Annotated in this window: 12 protein-coding genes; 3 read left to right on the top strand and 9 right to left on the bottom strand. The window is 72.4% G+C overall.

What is annotated here, in order from left to right:
• Positions 1-2 precede the first annotated feature (2 nt).
• The 6 genes from pdxT to pgsA form a co-directional block, all read right to left on the bottom strand.
• On the bottom strand, positions 3-605 hold the full coding sequence (gene pdxT / locus OTB16_RS24180) for a pyridoxal 5'-phosphate synthase glutaminase subunit PdxT (protein ID WP_267722829.1): 603 nt from the start codon (positions 603-605) through the stop codon (positions 3-5).
• Between the two features lie 6 nt (positions 606-611).
• Positions 612-1,529: a pyridoxal 5'-phosphate synthase lyase subunit PdxS gene (gene pdxS / locus OTB16_RS24175; RefSeq protein WP_267722827.1), complete on the bottom strand. Its 918-nt coding sequence runs from the start codon at positions 1,527-1,529 to the stop codon at positions 612-614.
• Positions 1,530-1,705: 176 nt separating this feature from the next.
• Positions 1,706-2,248 (bottom strand): LemA family protein, encoded by a 543-nt coding sequence (locus tag OTB16_RS24170; RefSeq protein ID WP_267722826.1) that lies wholly within the window; start codon positions 2,246-2,248, stop codon positions 1,706-1,708.
• 122 nt (positions 2,249-2,370) lie between these two features.
• Positions 2,371-3,534 (bottom strand): glycosyltransferase family 4 protein, encoded by a 1,164-nt coding sequence (locus OTB16_RS24165; protein WP_267722825.1) that lies wholly within the window; start codon positions 3,532-3,534, stop codon positions 2,371-2,373.
• Complete coding sequence (locus OTB16_RS24160; RefSeq protein ID WP_267722823.1) at positions 3,534-4,436, bottom strand: phosphatidylinositol mannoside acyltransferase; 903 nt, start codon at positions 4,434-4,436, stop codon at positions 3,534-3,536. Before OTB16_RS24160 ends, OTB16_RS24165 begins: the two co-directional genes overlap by 1 nt.
• Positions 4,436-5,104 carry a phosphatidylinositol phosphate synthase gene (gene pgsA, locus OTB16_RS24155; protein ID WP_267722821.1) on the bottom strand — a complete coding sequence of 223 codons (669 nt, stop codon included), beginning with the start codon at positions 5,102-5,104 and terminating at the stop codon, positions 4,436-4,438. Before pgsA ends, OTB16_RS24160 begins: the two co-directional genes overlap by 1 nt.
• 264 nt (positions 5,105-5,368) lie before the next feature.
• Between pgsA and OTB16_RS24150 the strand changes: the two genes are divergently transcribed.
• From OTB16_RS24150 to OTB16_RS24140, 3 genes are all read left to right on the top strand, one after another.
• Entirely contained in the window at positions 5,369-7,582 is a 2,214-nt protein-coding gene (locus OTB16_RS24150) for an elongation factor G-like protein EF-G2 (protein ID WP_267722819.1), read from the top strand.
• 129 nt (positions 7,583-7,711) lie between these two features.
• Complete coding sequence (locus OTB16_RS24145) at positions 7,712-9,379, top strand: hypothetical protein (RefSeq protein WP_267722818.1); 1,668 nt, start codon at positions 7,712-7,714, stop codon at positions 9,377-9,379.
• 125 nt (positions 9,380-9,504) lie between these two features.
• Positions 9,505-9,942, top strand: a complete 438-nt coding sequence (locus OTB16_RS24140; protein ID WP_267722816.1) for a DnaJ family domain-containing protein — start codon at positions 9,505-9,507, stop codon at positions 9,940-9,942.
• 21 nt (positions 9,943-9,963) lie between these two features.
• On the opposite strand, the gene OTB16_RS24135 is transcribed toward OTB16_RS24140, so the two are convergent.
• From OTB16_RS24135 to OTB16_RS24125, 3 genes are all read right to left on the bottom strand, one after another.
• Positions 9,964-10,524, bottom strand: a complete 561-nt coding sequence (locus OTB16_RS24135) for an HIT family protein (RefSeq protein ID WP_267722814.1) — start codon at positions 10,522-10,524, stop codon at positions 9,964-9,966.
• Between the two features lie 81 nt (positions 10,525-10,605).
• Positions 10,606-12,582, bottom strand: coding sequence for a threonine--tRNA ligase (thrS, locus tag OTB16_RS24130; RefSeq protein ID WP_267722813.1), 1,977 nt, complete (start codon positions 12,580-12,582; stop codon positions 10,606-10,608).
• 149 nt (positions 12,583-12,731) lie between these two features.
• Positions 12,732-13,217, bottom strand: a complete 486-nt coding sequence (locus OTB16_RS24125) for a GNAT family N-acetyltransferase (protein WP_267722811.1) — start codon at positions 13,215-13,217, stop codon at positions 12,732-12,734.
• Positions 13,218-13,271: the final 54 nt, after the last annotated feature.

Below are 13,271 nucleotides of genomic sequence, written 5' to 3'. Positions count from 1 at the left end.
CGTTACAGCCCCGCGCGCACCATGTCGACGAAGTACGCGTGAACACGGTCGTCGCCGGTCAGCTCGGGGTGGAACGAGGTCGCCAGGACGTTTCCCTGCCGCACGGCGACGGTGTGGCCGTCGTACGTGGCGAGGACCTCGGCCGCCGCGCCGACGGACTCGACCCACGGGGCGCGGATGAAGACGCCCTCGACGGGGCCGCCCTCGATGCCCGCGAAGTCGACCTTCGCCTCGAAGGACTCGTTCTGCCGGCCGAAGGCGTTGCGGCGGACGATCATGTCGATCCCGCCGAGCGTCTCCTGGTCCTCGCGGCCGTCCAGGAGCTTGTCCGCCAGCATGATCATGCCGGCGCAGGTGCCGTAGACGGGCAGGCCGGCGCGCACGCGCTCGCGCAGCGGCTCCAGCATGCCGAACAGCACAGCGAGCTTCGACATGGTCGTGGACTCGCCGCCGGGGATCACCAGGGCGTCGACCTCGGCGAGCTCCTCGGGACGCCGGACCGGCCTGGCCACGGCGTCCGCCGCGGCCAGGGCGATCAGGTGCTCCCGTACGTCGCCCTGGAGGGCGAGCACCCCGATCACGGGGTTGCCGGGGGTGTGGGTCATCTCCGGTTACCAGCCGCGGTTGGCGTAGCGCTCGGACTCGGGGAGGGTGTCGCAGTTGATGCCGACCATGGCCTCGCCCAGGTTGCGGGAGGCGTCCGCGATGATCTTCGGGTCGTCGAAGAAGGTGGTGGCCTTCACGATGGCGGCGGCGCGCTTGGCCGGGTCGCCCGACTTGAAGATGCCGGAGCCGACGAAGACGCCCTCGGCGCCGAGCTGGCGCATCAGGGCGGCGTCGGCCGGGGTGGCGACGCCACCGGCGGAGAACAGCACGACCGGGAGCTTGCCGAGCTCGGCGACCTCCTTGACGAGCTCGTACGGGGCGCGCAGCTCCTTGGCCGCGGCGAAGAGCTCGTTGTTGTCGTAGCCGCGCAGGCGGGCGATCTCGTTCTTGATCTGGCGCAGGTGGCGGACGGCCTCGACCACGTTGCCGGTGCCGGCCTCGCCCTTGGAGCGGATCATGGCCGCGCCCTCGGCGATGCGGCGCAGGGCCTCGCCCAGGTTGGTGGCGCCACAGACGAAGGGGGTGGTGTACGCCCACTTGTCGGAGTGGTTGACCTCGTCGGCCGGGGTCAGGACCTCGGACTCGTCGATGTAGTCGACGCCGAGGGACTGGAGCACCTGGGCCTCGACGAAGTGGCCGATGCGGGACTTGGCCATGACCGGGATCGAGACAGCCTCGATGATCTCTTCGATCATGTTGGGGTCGGACATGCGGGCGACTCCGCCGTCCTTGCGGATGTCGGCCGGGACCCGCTCGAGGGCCATGACGGCCACGGCGCCGGCGTCCTCGGCGATCTTCGCCTGCTCGGCGTTGACCACGTCCATGATCACGCCGCCCTTGAGCTGCTCGGCCATGCCGCGCTTCACGCGGGAGGTGCCGATCGCCGACTCGGCGGACTGGGGGGAGGTGGGAAGCGTGCTCACGGGTTGACCTCACTCGAAAGGGAAGACTCGACTACTACTGTGCCGAGAAAACCCCACTGACCAGTCCACAACAAGGGCCAATGTGTAGCCGGTGGCTCCCCGACTTGTCCGCAGCGGCCCTGGACCGCTCCCCCGGCGGCCGGATCCGGCCGCGCGCGACACCCCCTGGGCGTCTCTCAGACGGGCCGCTCCGCGAGGTACGCCGGGGGCTCGTCGTCCATCTCGAAGGCGAGCGGGAAGGGGGCGTGCCCGGCCAGCCGGAACCAGCGGACCTTGCGGTGCCTGCGCAGGGCGCGGGCGGCCCGTACGGCGTCGTTGTGGAACCGCCGGGCCATCGGCACCCGGCGCACGGCCGCCGCCAGGTCCTCGGTGGCCTCGGCCCCGCCCGGAGCCGCCTTGAGCACGTCCACCTGGTCGGCGTCGGCGAAGACGGCCCGCAGCGCCTGGCTGAGCTCGCTCTCGGCGACCTCCCGGTGGTCCTCCTCGGCCTGCCGGGCGGCGTGCGCGGACTCGTACAGCACGAGGGAGGAGGCGGGGTCGAGGACGCCGGAGGTGGCCACCTCCAGCACCACGGAGGCGCGCCGTACGAGCTGGGCGTCGAGGGCGGCCCGCGCGGCATCCATGCGCGAGTGCAGCCGGTCCAGCCGGCCGGCGGTCCAGCTGAGGTAGACCCCGATGACACCGAGCGCCAGGGCAATCCAGACAAGGGTTTCGATCACGGGCGGCGACTCTACCGGCCCCCGCCCCGGCCCCGGTCAGCGCCGGTGGGCCGGGCGGCGCTCAGGCGGGCCCGGCCGCTCCGGCGGGCCCGGTGTCGCCGCCGGGCCCGCCGGCGCCGCCGTCAGGCGTCCCGGGAGAGGCCGAGCCGGGTGCGGAGGGGGACGCGTTCGTCCTCGGCCACCGCCGCCGCGCCGTCCGTCACCGTCTCGTACACGGCCAGGATGTCCGCGGCGACCGTCGACCAGTCGAAGCGGCGCACGTGCGCCGAGCCGCGGGCGCTCAGCTCGGCGCGCCGGGCCGGGTCCCGCAGGAGGGTGATCGCGCCGGCCGCGAGCGCGTCGGCGTTCTCGTTGGCGAAGAGGTCGCCCGCCCCGCCCTGGTCCAGGACCTGCGCGAAGGCGTCGAGGTCCGAGGCCAGTACCGCCGCGCCCGCCGACAGGGCCTCGACGAGGATGATGCCGAAGCTCTCGCCGCCGGTGTTGGGGGCGACGTACACGTCCACGCTGCGCAGCAGCCGTGCCTTGTCCTCGTCCGAGACCATGCCGAGGAACTCCACCCGCGCCCGGAGTTCCGCGGGCAGGGAGGCGACGGCATCCTCCTCGTCGCCGCGGCCGGCGACCAGCAGGCGTACGTCCGGGCAGGCCTCCGCGATCTTCGGGAAGGCCGCCATCAGCACCGGCAGGCCCTTGCGGGGTTCGTCGATGCGGCCGATGAAGCCGAGCGTCTGCCCGCCCCACTCGGCCTTGGGCTCGGCCTTGGCGAAGAAGTCCACGTCGACCCCGTTCGGGATCACCACCGCGTCCCCGCCCAGGTGCTCCACGAGCGTGCGCCGCGCGTACTCGCTCACCGCGATCCGGGCGCTGATCTTCTCCAGCGCCGGCTGCAGGATCGGGTACGCGGCGATCATCGCCCGCGAGCGGGGGTTGGAGGTGTGGAAGGTGGCCACGATGGGGCCCTGCGCCGCCCAGCAGGCCAGCAGCCCCAGGGAGGGCGAGGCGGGCTCGTGGATGTGGAGGACGTCGAAGACGCCGTCGTGCAGCCAGCGGCGCACCCGGGCCGCCGAGAGGAAGCCGAAGTTCAGCCGGGCCACCGACCCGTTGTACGGCACCGGCACCGCCCGTCCCGCCGGGACCACGTACGGCGGCAGCGGGGTCTCGTCGTCGGCCGGGGCCAGCACCGACACCTCGTGGCCGAGGCGGATCAGGTGCTCCGCCAGGTCGCGGATGTGGAACTGGACGCCGCCCGGCACGTCCCACGAGTACGGACACACGATGCCGATCTTCACTACGGGCGCTCCTCCAGGTCGTCGAGCCACAGGCGCTGGAGCATGTGCCAGTCCTGCGGGTGTTCCGCGATGCCCTGCGCGAAGACGTCCGCGAGCGCCTGCGTCATGACGGCGGTCTTCTCGGTCCGGGTACCCGCCTTCGGCACCTCCACCTCGGGGTGGATGCGGCCGTACAGCTGTGGCGCGTCCCCGTAGTACAGGGTGGCGGGGAGCAGCGCCGCGCCCGTGTGCTGGGCGAGCAGCGCCGGGCCGGCCGGCATGCGCGCCGTGGCGCCGAAGAAGTCCACCTCGATCCCGGACGCGGACAGGTCCCGGTCGGCGACGAGGCAGACCAGGCCGCCGGAGCGGAGGCGGCGGGCGAGGGTGCCGAAGGCGGCGCCGCCGCTGTGGGGCAGGACCTCCATGCCCAGGCTCTCCCGGTAGGCCACGAAGCGGTCGTAGAGGGTCTCGGGCTTGAGCCGCTCGGCGACCGTGGTGAGCGGCACGCCGATGTGGCCTGTGGCCCAGGCCCCGGCGAGATCCCAGTTGGCCAGGTGCGGCAGGGCGACGACGACCCCGCGGCCGGAGGCGAGGGCCTCGCGCAGGATGTGGTCGTCCTTCATCTGCACATCGGTGCCGAACCGCTTCGGATCCATGGTGGGCAGCCGGAACGATTCCATCCAGTACCGCATGTAGGAGCGCATGCCGGCCTTGGACAGCTCGCGCAGCCGCTCCGGACCGGCGTCCGGCACCACCCGGGCCAGGTTGGACTCCAGCCGCAGCACGCTCTTGCCGCGGCGCTTCCACGCGAAGTCCGCGATCCGGCGGCCGAGGGCGACCGCGGCCGGCTCGGGCAGCTTCTTGACTCCGGCCCAGCCGAGCCCGTACAGCCCGTCGACCAGCTTGTCCTGTGCGGTGCCCATCAGGCGGTGCCCCCTTCGGCGGCCGCGGCCGCGGCGGCGTCGGCCTCGGCGGCCTCGCGGCGTACGGTGACCACCCGCTGGATCAGCGTGACGAGGGAGCCCGCGGCGACGATCCACAGCGCGATCGGCAGCAGGACGCCGATCCACGACGGCACCCCGAAGGTCGTCAGGCCGGAGAGCCCGGCCGCGACCAGCGAGATGACCAGCCGCTCGGCCCGCTCGATGAGGCCGTTGACGGCGACCGGAAGCCCGATCGACTCGCCCCGGGCCTTGGTGTACGAGACCACCTGGCCGCTGGCCAGGCAGAAGATCGCGACGGCGCAGAGCGCGTTGTCGTTCCCGGAGCCCGCGTACCAGAGCGCGAGCCCGCCGAAGATCGCCGCGTCCGCGACCCGGTCGAGGGTGGAGTCGAGGAAGGCCCCCCACCGGCTGGAGACACCGGCCTGGCGGGCCATGTTCCCGTCCACCAGGTCGGAGAAGACGAAGAGGGTGATCGTGATCGTGCCCCAGAAGAACTCGCCCCGGGGGAAGAAGACCAGCGCTCCCGCCGCCACTCCGGCCGTGCCGATCAGGGTGACCGCGTCCGGACTCACCCCCCGCCGGAGCAGAAATGCGGCGAATGGCGTGAGAACACGCGTGAAGAATGCACGCGCGTACTTGTTCAGCATGGCCTTCCCGGAGGGTCGCTGGGCCGCACGGCCACCACGGCCACCGGCTGGCCCATCGTAGCCAGCACGCCGCCTCCCGGGCGCCGCGCACCCACCGGTTCGGGCCGCGGGGGCCGTACTTCATCCCTCCGACGCCTCCCGGCACGCCTCCGGTGCGCCACGGGTACGCCCCCGGTACGACGTATGGACGCGGTGTGACACCGGTGCAAAGCTCGAAGGACCCCGTTTCCCTCCTCACCGTCACCATCGGGAGGCACGAGCACCATGGGAGCCACATCACACCCATCCGGAGCCGCCGGCAGGGCACTGACGGCCGACCGCCCCTCCTGCGTACGGAACGTCGTGCTGGTCGGCCACAGCGGTTCGGGCAAAACCACCCTCGTCGAGGCCCTGGCCCTGACCGCCGGAGCCGTGAACCGGGCCGGCCGGGTCGAGGACGGCGCCACGGTCTCCGACTACGACGAGATCGAGCACCGGCGCCGGCGCTCGGTCCAGCTGTCGCTCGTCCCGGTCGCCTGGGACGGAATCAAAATCAACATCCTGGACACTCCGGGATACGCCGACTTCGTCGGAGAGCTCAGGGCCGGTCTGCGCGCCGCGGACGCGGCCCTCTTCGTCGTCTCGGCCGCGGACGGCGCCGAGGGCCTGTCCGGGGCCACCCGCGCGGTCTGGGACGAGTGCGCGGCCGTGGGGATGCCCCGCGCGATCGTCGTCACCCACCTGGAGGCCGCCCGCGCCGACTACGACCGGATGGCATCCGTCTGCGGTGACGCCTTCGGCGCCGACGACCCCGACGCCGTCATCCCGCTCTACCTGCCCCTGTACGGCCCCGCGGGCCCCGACGGGCACGCCCCCGTCACCGGGCTCCTCGGCCTGCTCTCGCGGCGCGCGTACGACTACTCCTCCGGCGAGCGCGCCGAGCGCGACCCGGACCCGGCCGAACGGGCCCTCATCGACGCGGCCCGCTCCCGCCTGATCGAGGGGATCATCGCCGAGAGCGAGGACGAGGGCCTCATGGACCGCTACCTCGGCGGCGAGGACATCGACCTCGCGACCCTCGTCGACGACCTGGAGCGCGCCGTCGCCCGCGGCACCTTCCACCCCGTCCTGATGGCCGCCCCCGCCGCCGACGGCGCCCGCCAGGGCCTGGGCACCGTGGAACTCCTCGAACTCGTGACCGGCGGCTTCCCCACGCCGCTGGAGCGCGCCGCCCTGACCGTGACCGCGCCCGACGGCGCCGCCCGCCCGGACGTCACCTGCGATCCCGACGGGCCGCTCGTCGCCGAGGTCGTCAAGACCTCCTCCGACCCGTACGTCGGCCGGGTCTCCCTCGTCCGCGTCTTCTCCGGCACCCTGCGCCCCGAGGCGACCGTCCACGTCTCCGGCCACGGCCTCGCCGACCGCGGCCACGAGGACCACGACCTCCAGGAGCGCATCGGCACCCTCACCTCCCCCTTCGGCAAGCAGCAGCGGAGCCTGGACCGGTGCATCGCCGGCGACCTCGCCTGCGTGGCCAAGCTGACCCGCGCCGAGACAGGCGACACCCTCTCCGCCAAGGAGCGCCCGCTCCTCATGGAGCCCTGGCCCATGCCGGACCCGCTGCTCCCCCTGGCCGTCGAGGCCCACAGCAAGGCCGACGAGGACAAGCTCTCCCAGGGCCTGGCGCGCCTGGTCGCCGAGGACCCGACCCTGCGGCTGGAACAGAACCCGCACACCCGCCAGCTCGTCCTGTGGTGCCTCGGCGAGGCCCACCAGGAGGTCACCCTGGAGCGGCTGCGCACCCGGTACGGCGTCCAGGTCGACCCGGTCCCGTACAAGGTCAGCCTGCGCGAGACCTTCGGCGCCAAGGCCGCCGGGCGCGGCCGCCACGTGAAGCAGTCCGGCGGCCACGGCCAGTTCGCGATCTGCGAGATCGAGGTGGAGCCGCTCCCGCCCGGCAGCGGCGTCGAGTTCGTCGACCGGGTCGTCGGCGGCTCCGTGCCCCGGCAGTTCATCCCGTCCGTGGAGAAGGGCGTACGCGCGCAGGCCGCCCGCGGGGTGGCGGCCGGCCATCCGCTGGTCGACGTGCGCGTCACCCTCCTCGACGGCAAGGCACACTCGGTGGACTCCTCCGACGCCGCCTTCCAGACCGCCGGCGCGCTCGCCCTGCGCGAGGCGGCCGCCGGGGCCCGCATCGACCTCCTCGAACCGGTCGCGGAGCTCTCCGTCGTCGTCCCCGACGAGTACGTCGGCCCGGTGATGAGCGACCTCGCGGGCCGCCGCGGCCGCGTCGTCGGCACCGAGCAGGCCGGCCCGGGGCGCACCCGCGTACGCGCCGAGGTCCCCGAGATCGAGATCGGCCGCTACGCCGTCGAGCTGCGCTCCGTCTCCCACGGCACCGGCGGCTTCGCCCGGTCCTACGTACGCCACGAACCCGTGCCGTCCCACATCGCGGACAAGGTGCGCGAACACGCCGGGAAGGGAAGTCAGTTGGTGTAGCACCGGATCGGTCGCCCATCCAACCCGCTTGCGGTGGGCGGCATTTCCCTGTCCCATGACCATGGGGCGGGATCCGCCGATAAGCTCGTCGGCGCACCAGGGGCACGACGCACAGCGATGGGGGCAGCGGTGGCGGACGACGGATTCGACTTCAGGCCCGGAGCGCAGATCCCCCTCCAGGGGGGCGGCGGGCAGACCGCGGCGACCAACGCGCTGGCCTCCGCGGCGTACCGGGACGGCGCGAAGGACACCAGACTCGACCTCATACTCGGCGCCAACAGCGAGCACCACGCGTCCACGGTCAAGCCCCCGAAGATCTCCCTCTTCGAGCCCAGCCTCGGCGAGGCCTTCTGCCGCGCCGTCGAGGCGCGCACCCTCAGCCCCGGCCGCAAGCCGCTGATCCAGTCCTTCGGCGCCGATCCGCAGACCGTCGTGGAGCACTGCCTGGCCGCGTCCCGGATCCGCAAGGAGCGTGACCGCAAGCTCCGCCTGATCATGCTCGTCTGCGGCGTGCTGTTCCTGCCCGGTCTGCTGCTGTGGCTGGGGCTCTTCCAGCTCCGCAAGTCGCTGACCTCCGGCGACAACAAGCGCGGCTCCTGGATCGGCACCGCCCTCCTGATCGGTGTCGCCATCCTGGTGGCGATACTGATGTTCAGGCTGCCGTTCACCGGTTTCCTCGGCCTCTACCTGCGCGGCATGATCATCGCCCCGGCCCTGGGCTGGTTCCTCGCCCGCCGGATCTGCGAGGCGACCGCCACCGACCTGCGCGCGCGCTGGGACGGACTGCTGGGCGGCGGCGGGGTCGCCGCGAAGATCCCCGAGGCGGTGCCCGGCAACCCGGACGAGAAGGCGCGCGAGGACCTGCGCCACCAGCTGGCGAAACTGACCGCCGAGGACCGCAGCAACTCGGTCTTCTACGCGGGCGCCAAGGGCATCCTGGGCATGGGCACCCGCTGGGGCAACTGGCAGATGGCCGAAGAGCTCGCCCCCAAGGAGGACGTCGCCGAGATCCACCCCTTCCGCAGCTGGGACGTCATACGCTCGATCGACGCCCAGCTCCGCAAGCTGGAGCGCGGCCCCCTGCACACCGGCGGGTTCCCGCCCGCCGCCATCCAGCACTGGATCGTGACCCCGGTCGGCGAGGGCGCCGCCGAGGTGGCCCGCCCCAGCGGCGAGAACGTCGACACCTTCCTGATCAAGCCGCACGAGATCACCCGGATCTGCAACGAGCAGCAGTTCAGCGCCGGCAACCGGCACTACCTCGGCATCCAGTACCCGCTCTGGGACGGCCAGCTCGTCATCACCATGCTGGTGACCGTCACCGTGCTCTACAAGACCCTGCGCGTGGACGTGACGGCGCACGCCCTGGGCCCCGTGAACGGCCTGTTCACCACGAAGGCCAAGGCCCCGACGGTGGAGGTGCCCAAGAGCATCCGCTTCTGGGAGACCGCGGAGCGCTCGCTCCCGCTGGTCGACGCCACCGAGGTGGTGCGGCTCGCGGTACGCGCCCCGCTCACGTGGTACCCGCCGGTCCTGGACTACCTCGGCGGCAAGCTGGTCCTGCCGGAACCCTTCGGCGTCCGCCACGTCTGGGCCGGCTCGATGTGGCGCCACCGGTTCATGGCCGACGACGCCCTGCGCACCGTGGCCCCGGTCCTGCGGTCCGTGCACGCGGCGACCTTCAAGGTCCTGGAGGAGAACGGCGTCGACACCGAGCGCTTCACCACCCGCTCCTCGATCATGAGCGGCATGGTCCAGGAACCGTCGCCGCGCAAGGCGGACGCGTACGACGGCTAGGGCGCCTCTTTCGGATCGTGCCGCCCCTCCCCCGGCCGCGGCCGACCCGCCCGGCCGGGGCGACGGGCTCCCGGTTACGCTGAAGGCGCAGCCCAGGGCATCCGTACGCACCGGAGGAGCGACCCGTGACCGAGCGCAAACCGCCTGGCGTCGACTTCGAGACATTCGTGGACCGGCAGATCCGGGAGGCCGCCGCCCGCGGGGACTTCGAGGACCTTCCCGGGTACGGGAAGCCGCTCGCCTCGCTCGACGCCCCGTACGACGAGCTGTGGTGGGTCAAGGGGAAGCTGCACCGCGAGGGGTTCGCCGTCCTGCCGCCGGCCCTCGCGCTCCGCAAGGAGGCCGAGGACGCGCTGGTGAAGGCCCTGGCGGCCCGCTCCGAGCGCCAGGTGCGGGCCATCCTCACCGAGGTCAACGAGAAGATCCGCGCGGCCCTGCGCAGGCCGCCGCCGGGACCTCCGCTGAACCTGACGGAGTTCGACGTGGAGGCCGTGCTGCGCACCTGGCGCGAGCGCGGGGACCGGGCCCCCGGCCGAGCCGGGACCGGCGCCGGACCGGCCTAGCCGGCGGCCTGGCCCGCGGGCCTAGTCGACGGGCCAGGCGTCGGCGAGCATCCGGCGGGTGTCCGCGAGGAGTTGGGGCAGCACCTTGGTGTGTCCGACCACCGGCATGAAGTTCGTGTCGCCGCCCCAGCGGGGGACGATGTGCTGGTGCAGGTGCGCGGCGATGCCCGCCCCCGCGGCCGCGCCCTGGTTCATGCCGATGTTGAAGCCGTGCGCCCCGGACGCCTTGCGCAGCGCGACCATCGCCCGCTTGGTGAGGTCGGCCAGCTCCGCCGTCTCCGGCCCGTCGAGCTCGGTGTAGTCGGCGACGTGCCGGTAGGGGACCACCATCAGGTGGCCGCCGTTGTACGGGTAGAGGTTCAGCACCGCGTACACGTGCCGGCCGCGCGCCACGACCAGCCCGTCCTGGTCCGACATCTCCGGAATCCCGCAGAAGGGGCAGCCGTCCCCGGCCTCCGGGCCGGTCGGCTTGTTCTCCCCCTGGATGTAGGCCATCCGGTGGGGCGTCCACAGACGCTGGAACGCGTCCTGCGTGCCCACCCCGATCTGCTGCTCCGGCTCAATCGTCATGGGATGCAGCATATGACCTTGCCCGAGCGGACGAGGAAGGCCCCCGGGAAAGTGATCGCCTCCCGGGGGCCCGCCGTGCGCGCTCTGCTCGGATCAGACCTGGACGCGGTCCGCGACTGCCTTCGCCAGCTTGGCCAGGGCCTCGTCCTTCGCGATGCCGTTCTCCTGCGAACCGTCGCGGTAGCGGAAGGAGACGGTGCCCGCGGCCATGTCCTCGTCACCGACGATGACCATGAACGGCACCTTGAGCTTCTGATGGTTCCTGATCTTCTTCTGCATCCGGTCGGAGGAGGCGTCCACCTCGACCCGCAGGCCCTGCTTCTTCGCCTCGGCGGCGAACTCCTGCAGGTACTCCACGTGCCCGTCGCCGATCGGGATGCCGACCGCCTGGACCGGGGCCAGCCACGGCGGCATGGCGCCCGCGTAGTGCTCCAGCAGCACGGCGAAGAACCGCTCGATCGAGCCGAACAGCGCACGGTGGATCATGACCGGCCGCTGGCGCGAGCCGTCCGGCGCGGTGTACTCCAGGTTGAAGCGTTCCGGCAGGTTGAAGTCGAGCTGGACGGTCGACATCTGCCAGGTGCGGCCGATGGCATCACGGCACTGGACGGAGATCTTCGGGCCGTAGAACGCGGCGCCGCCCGGGTCCGGGACCAGGGGCAGGCCCTGCTTCTCGGCGACCGACTGAAGGACCGCGGTGGCCTCCTCCCAGGCCTCGTCCGAGCCGACGAACTTCTCCGGGTCCTTGGTGGAGAGCTCCAGGTAGAAGTCGGTCAGGCCGTAGTCGCGGAGCAGGTTCAGCACGAAGGTGAGCGTGCGGTCGAGCTCCTCCGCCATCTGCTCGCGGGTGCAGTAGATGTGCGCGTCGTCCTGGGTGAAGCCCCGGGCGCGGGTCAGGCCGTGCACGACGCCCGACTTCTCGTACCGGTACACGGTGCCGAACTCGAAGAGGCGCAGCGGCAGTTCGCGGTAGGAGCGGCCGCGCGCGTCGAAGATCAGGTTGTGCATCGGGCAGTTCATGGGCTTGAGGTAGTAGTCGGTACCACCGTCGAGCTGCATGGGGGGGTACATGCCCTCCGCGTACCAGTCCAGGTGGCCGCTCTTCTCGAAGAGGGCGCCCTTGGTGGCGTGCGGGGTGTAGACGAACTCGTAGCCCTCCTCCTCGTGCCGGCGGCGCGAGTAGTCCTCCATGGTCCGGCGGATGATCCCGCCGCGCGGGTGGAAGACGGCCAGGCCGGAGCCGATCTCGTCCGGGACGGAGAAGAGGTCGAGCTCGCTGCCGAGCTTGCGGTGGTCGCGCTTCTCGGCCTCGGCGAGGAAGTCGAGGTGGGCCTTCAGCTCCTCCTTCGACGGCCACGCGGTGCCGTAGATGCGCTGGAGCATCGGGTTCTTCTCGCTGCCGCGCCAGTAGGCGGCGGCGTTGCGCATGAGCTTGAAGGCCGGGATGTTGCGGGTGGTGGGCAGGTGGGGACCCCGGCAGAGGTCCTTCCAGCACAGGTCGCCGGTCTTCGGGTCGAGGTTGTCGTAGATGGTCAGCTCGCCGGCGCCCACCTCGACGTTCGCGCCGTCGTCGGTCGACGCGGAGCCCTTGATGCCGATGAGCTCCAGCTTGTACGGCTCGTCCGCGAGCTCCTCGCGGGCCGCCTCGTCGGTGACCACGCGGCGGGAGAAGCGCTGCCCGCGCTTCTGGATCTCCTGCATCTTCTTCTCGATGACCTTGAGGTCCTCGGGGGTGAAGGGCTTCGCGACGTCGAAGTCGTAGTAGAAGCCGTCCCGGACCGGCGGGCCGATGCCCAGCTTGGCCTCGGGGAACAGCTCCTGCACGGCCTGCGCCATGACGTGGGCGGCCGAGTGGCGCAGGATGTTCAGGCCGTCCTCGGAGGAGATCTCCACCGGCTCGACGGTCTCGCCGTCCTTCACCTCGTACGCGAGGTCCTTCAGCTCACCGGCGATGCGGGCGGCGACGATGGTGCGCTCGCCGGCGAAGAGCTCCGCCGCCGTAGTGCCCGTGGCCACCACGCGCTCGTCCCGCTCGGAATCGCGTTGGATGAACACACGGACGTCTGACACCGGTCTCTCCTGACTCAGGGGGCGCGCGAGCGAACACTGCGCACCTGAATCGTACCGAGCGGAGGGGCGGCGCCCCTAAACGGTTATCGGCGGGGTCCGCCCCGGGGTCCCCGGGCGGCCCGGTCCGGACCGGCGCCCGATCGGGCGGCTCAGCCGCGGGCCGGCGCCGGCGGCCGGCCGAACGACGCCATGCGCAGCCCCGGGGCCGGTGAGAAGTCCGGGCCGCGGAGGAAGCCGAGGCGCTCGTACAGGGTCACCGCGGGGGCGTTCTCGGCGCCCGTGGTGACTTCGACGCGGCGGTCCGGGAAGAGCTCCGCCAGTACGTGGCGCAGCAGCAGGGAGGCGACGCCCCGGCGGAACCAGGCCGGGTCCACGCAGAGCCGGTCGACGCCGACGGCGCCGTCCGGTTCCTCCTCCCAGGCGAGGAAGCCGGCGAGCACGCCCTCGCCGGACACCGCGCCGAGCCACCGCAGCGGCCGCGCCCGCATCTCGTCGAGGCTCTCGTGCAGGGCGGGGATGCCCTCGAATCCGATCAGCCCGGCCTCCACCGCGTACGCCGCCCGGCCGATCCGGTGCACGGTCCCCGCGGTGGCCTCGTCGGCCAGGTCCAGCGGGCGGATGAGCAGGCTCGGCATGCGGGTTCCTCGGGGTCGCGGGCGGGGGTGCCCAGGCTACGCGCGGCCGCGGCC

Source organism: Streptomyces antarcticus, assembly GCF_026627255.1.
Taxonomy (GTDB): domain Bacteria; phylum Actinomycetota; class Actinomycetes; order Streptomycetales; family Streptomycetaceae; genus Streptomyces; species Streptomyces antarcticus.
The sequence above is the reverse complement of the archived record's forward strand: the minus strand, read 5'-3'. Positions and strand labels throughout refer to the sequence as shown.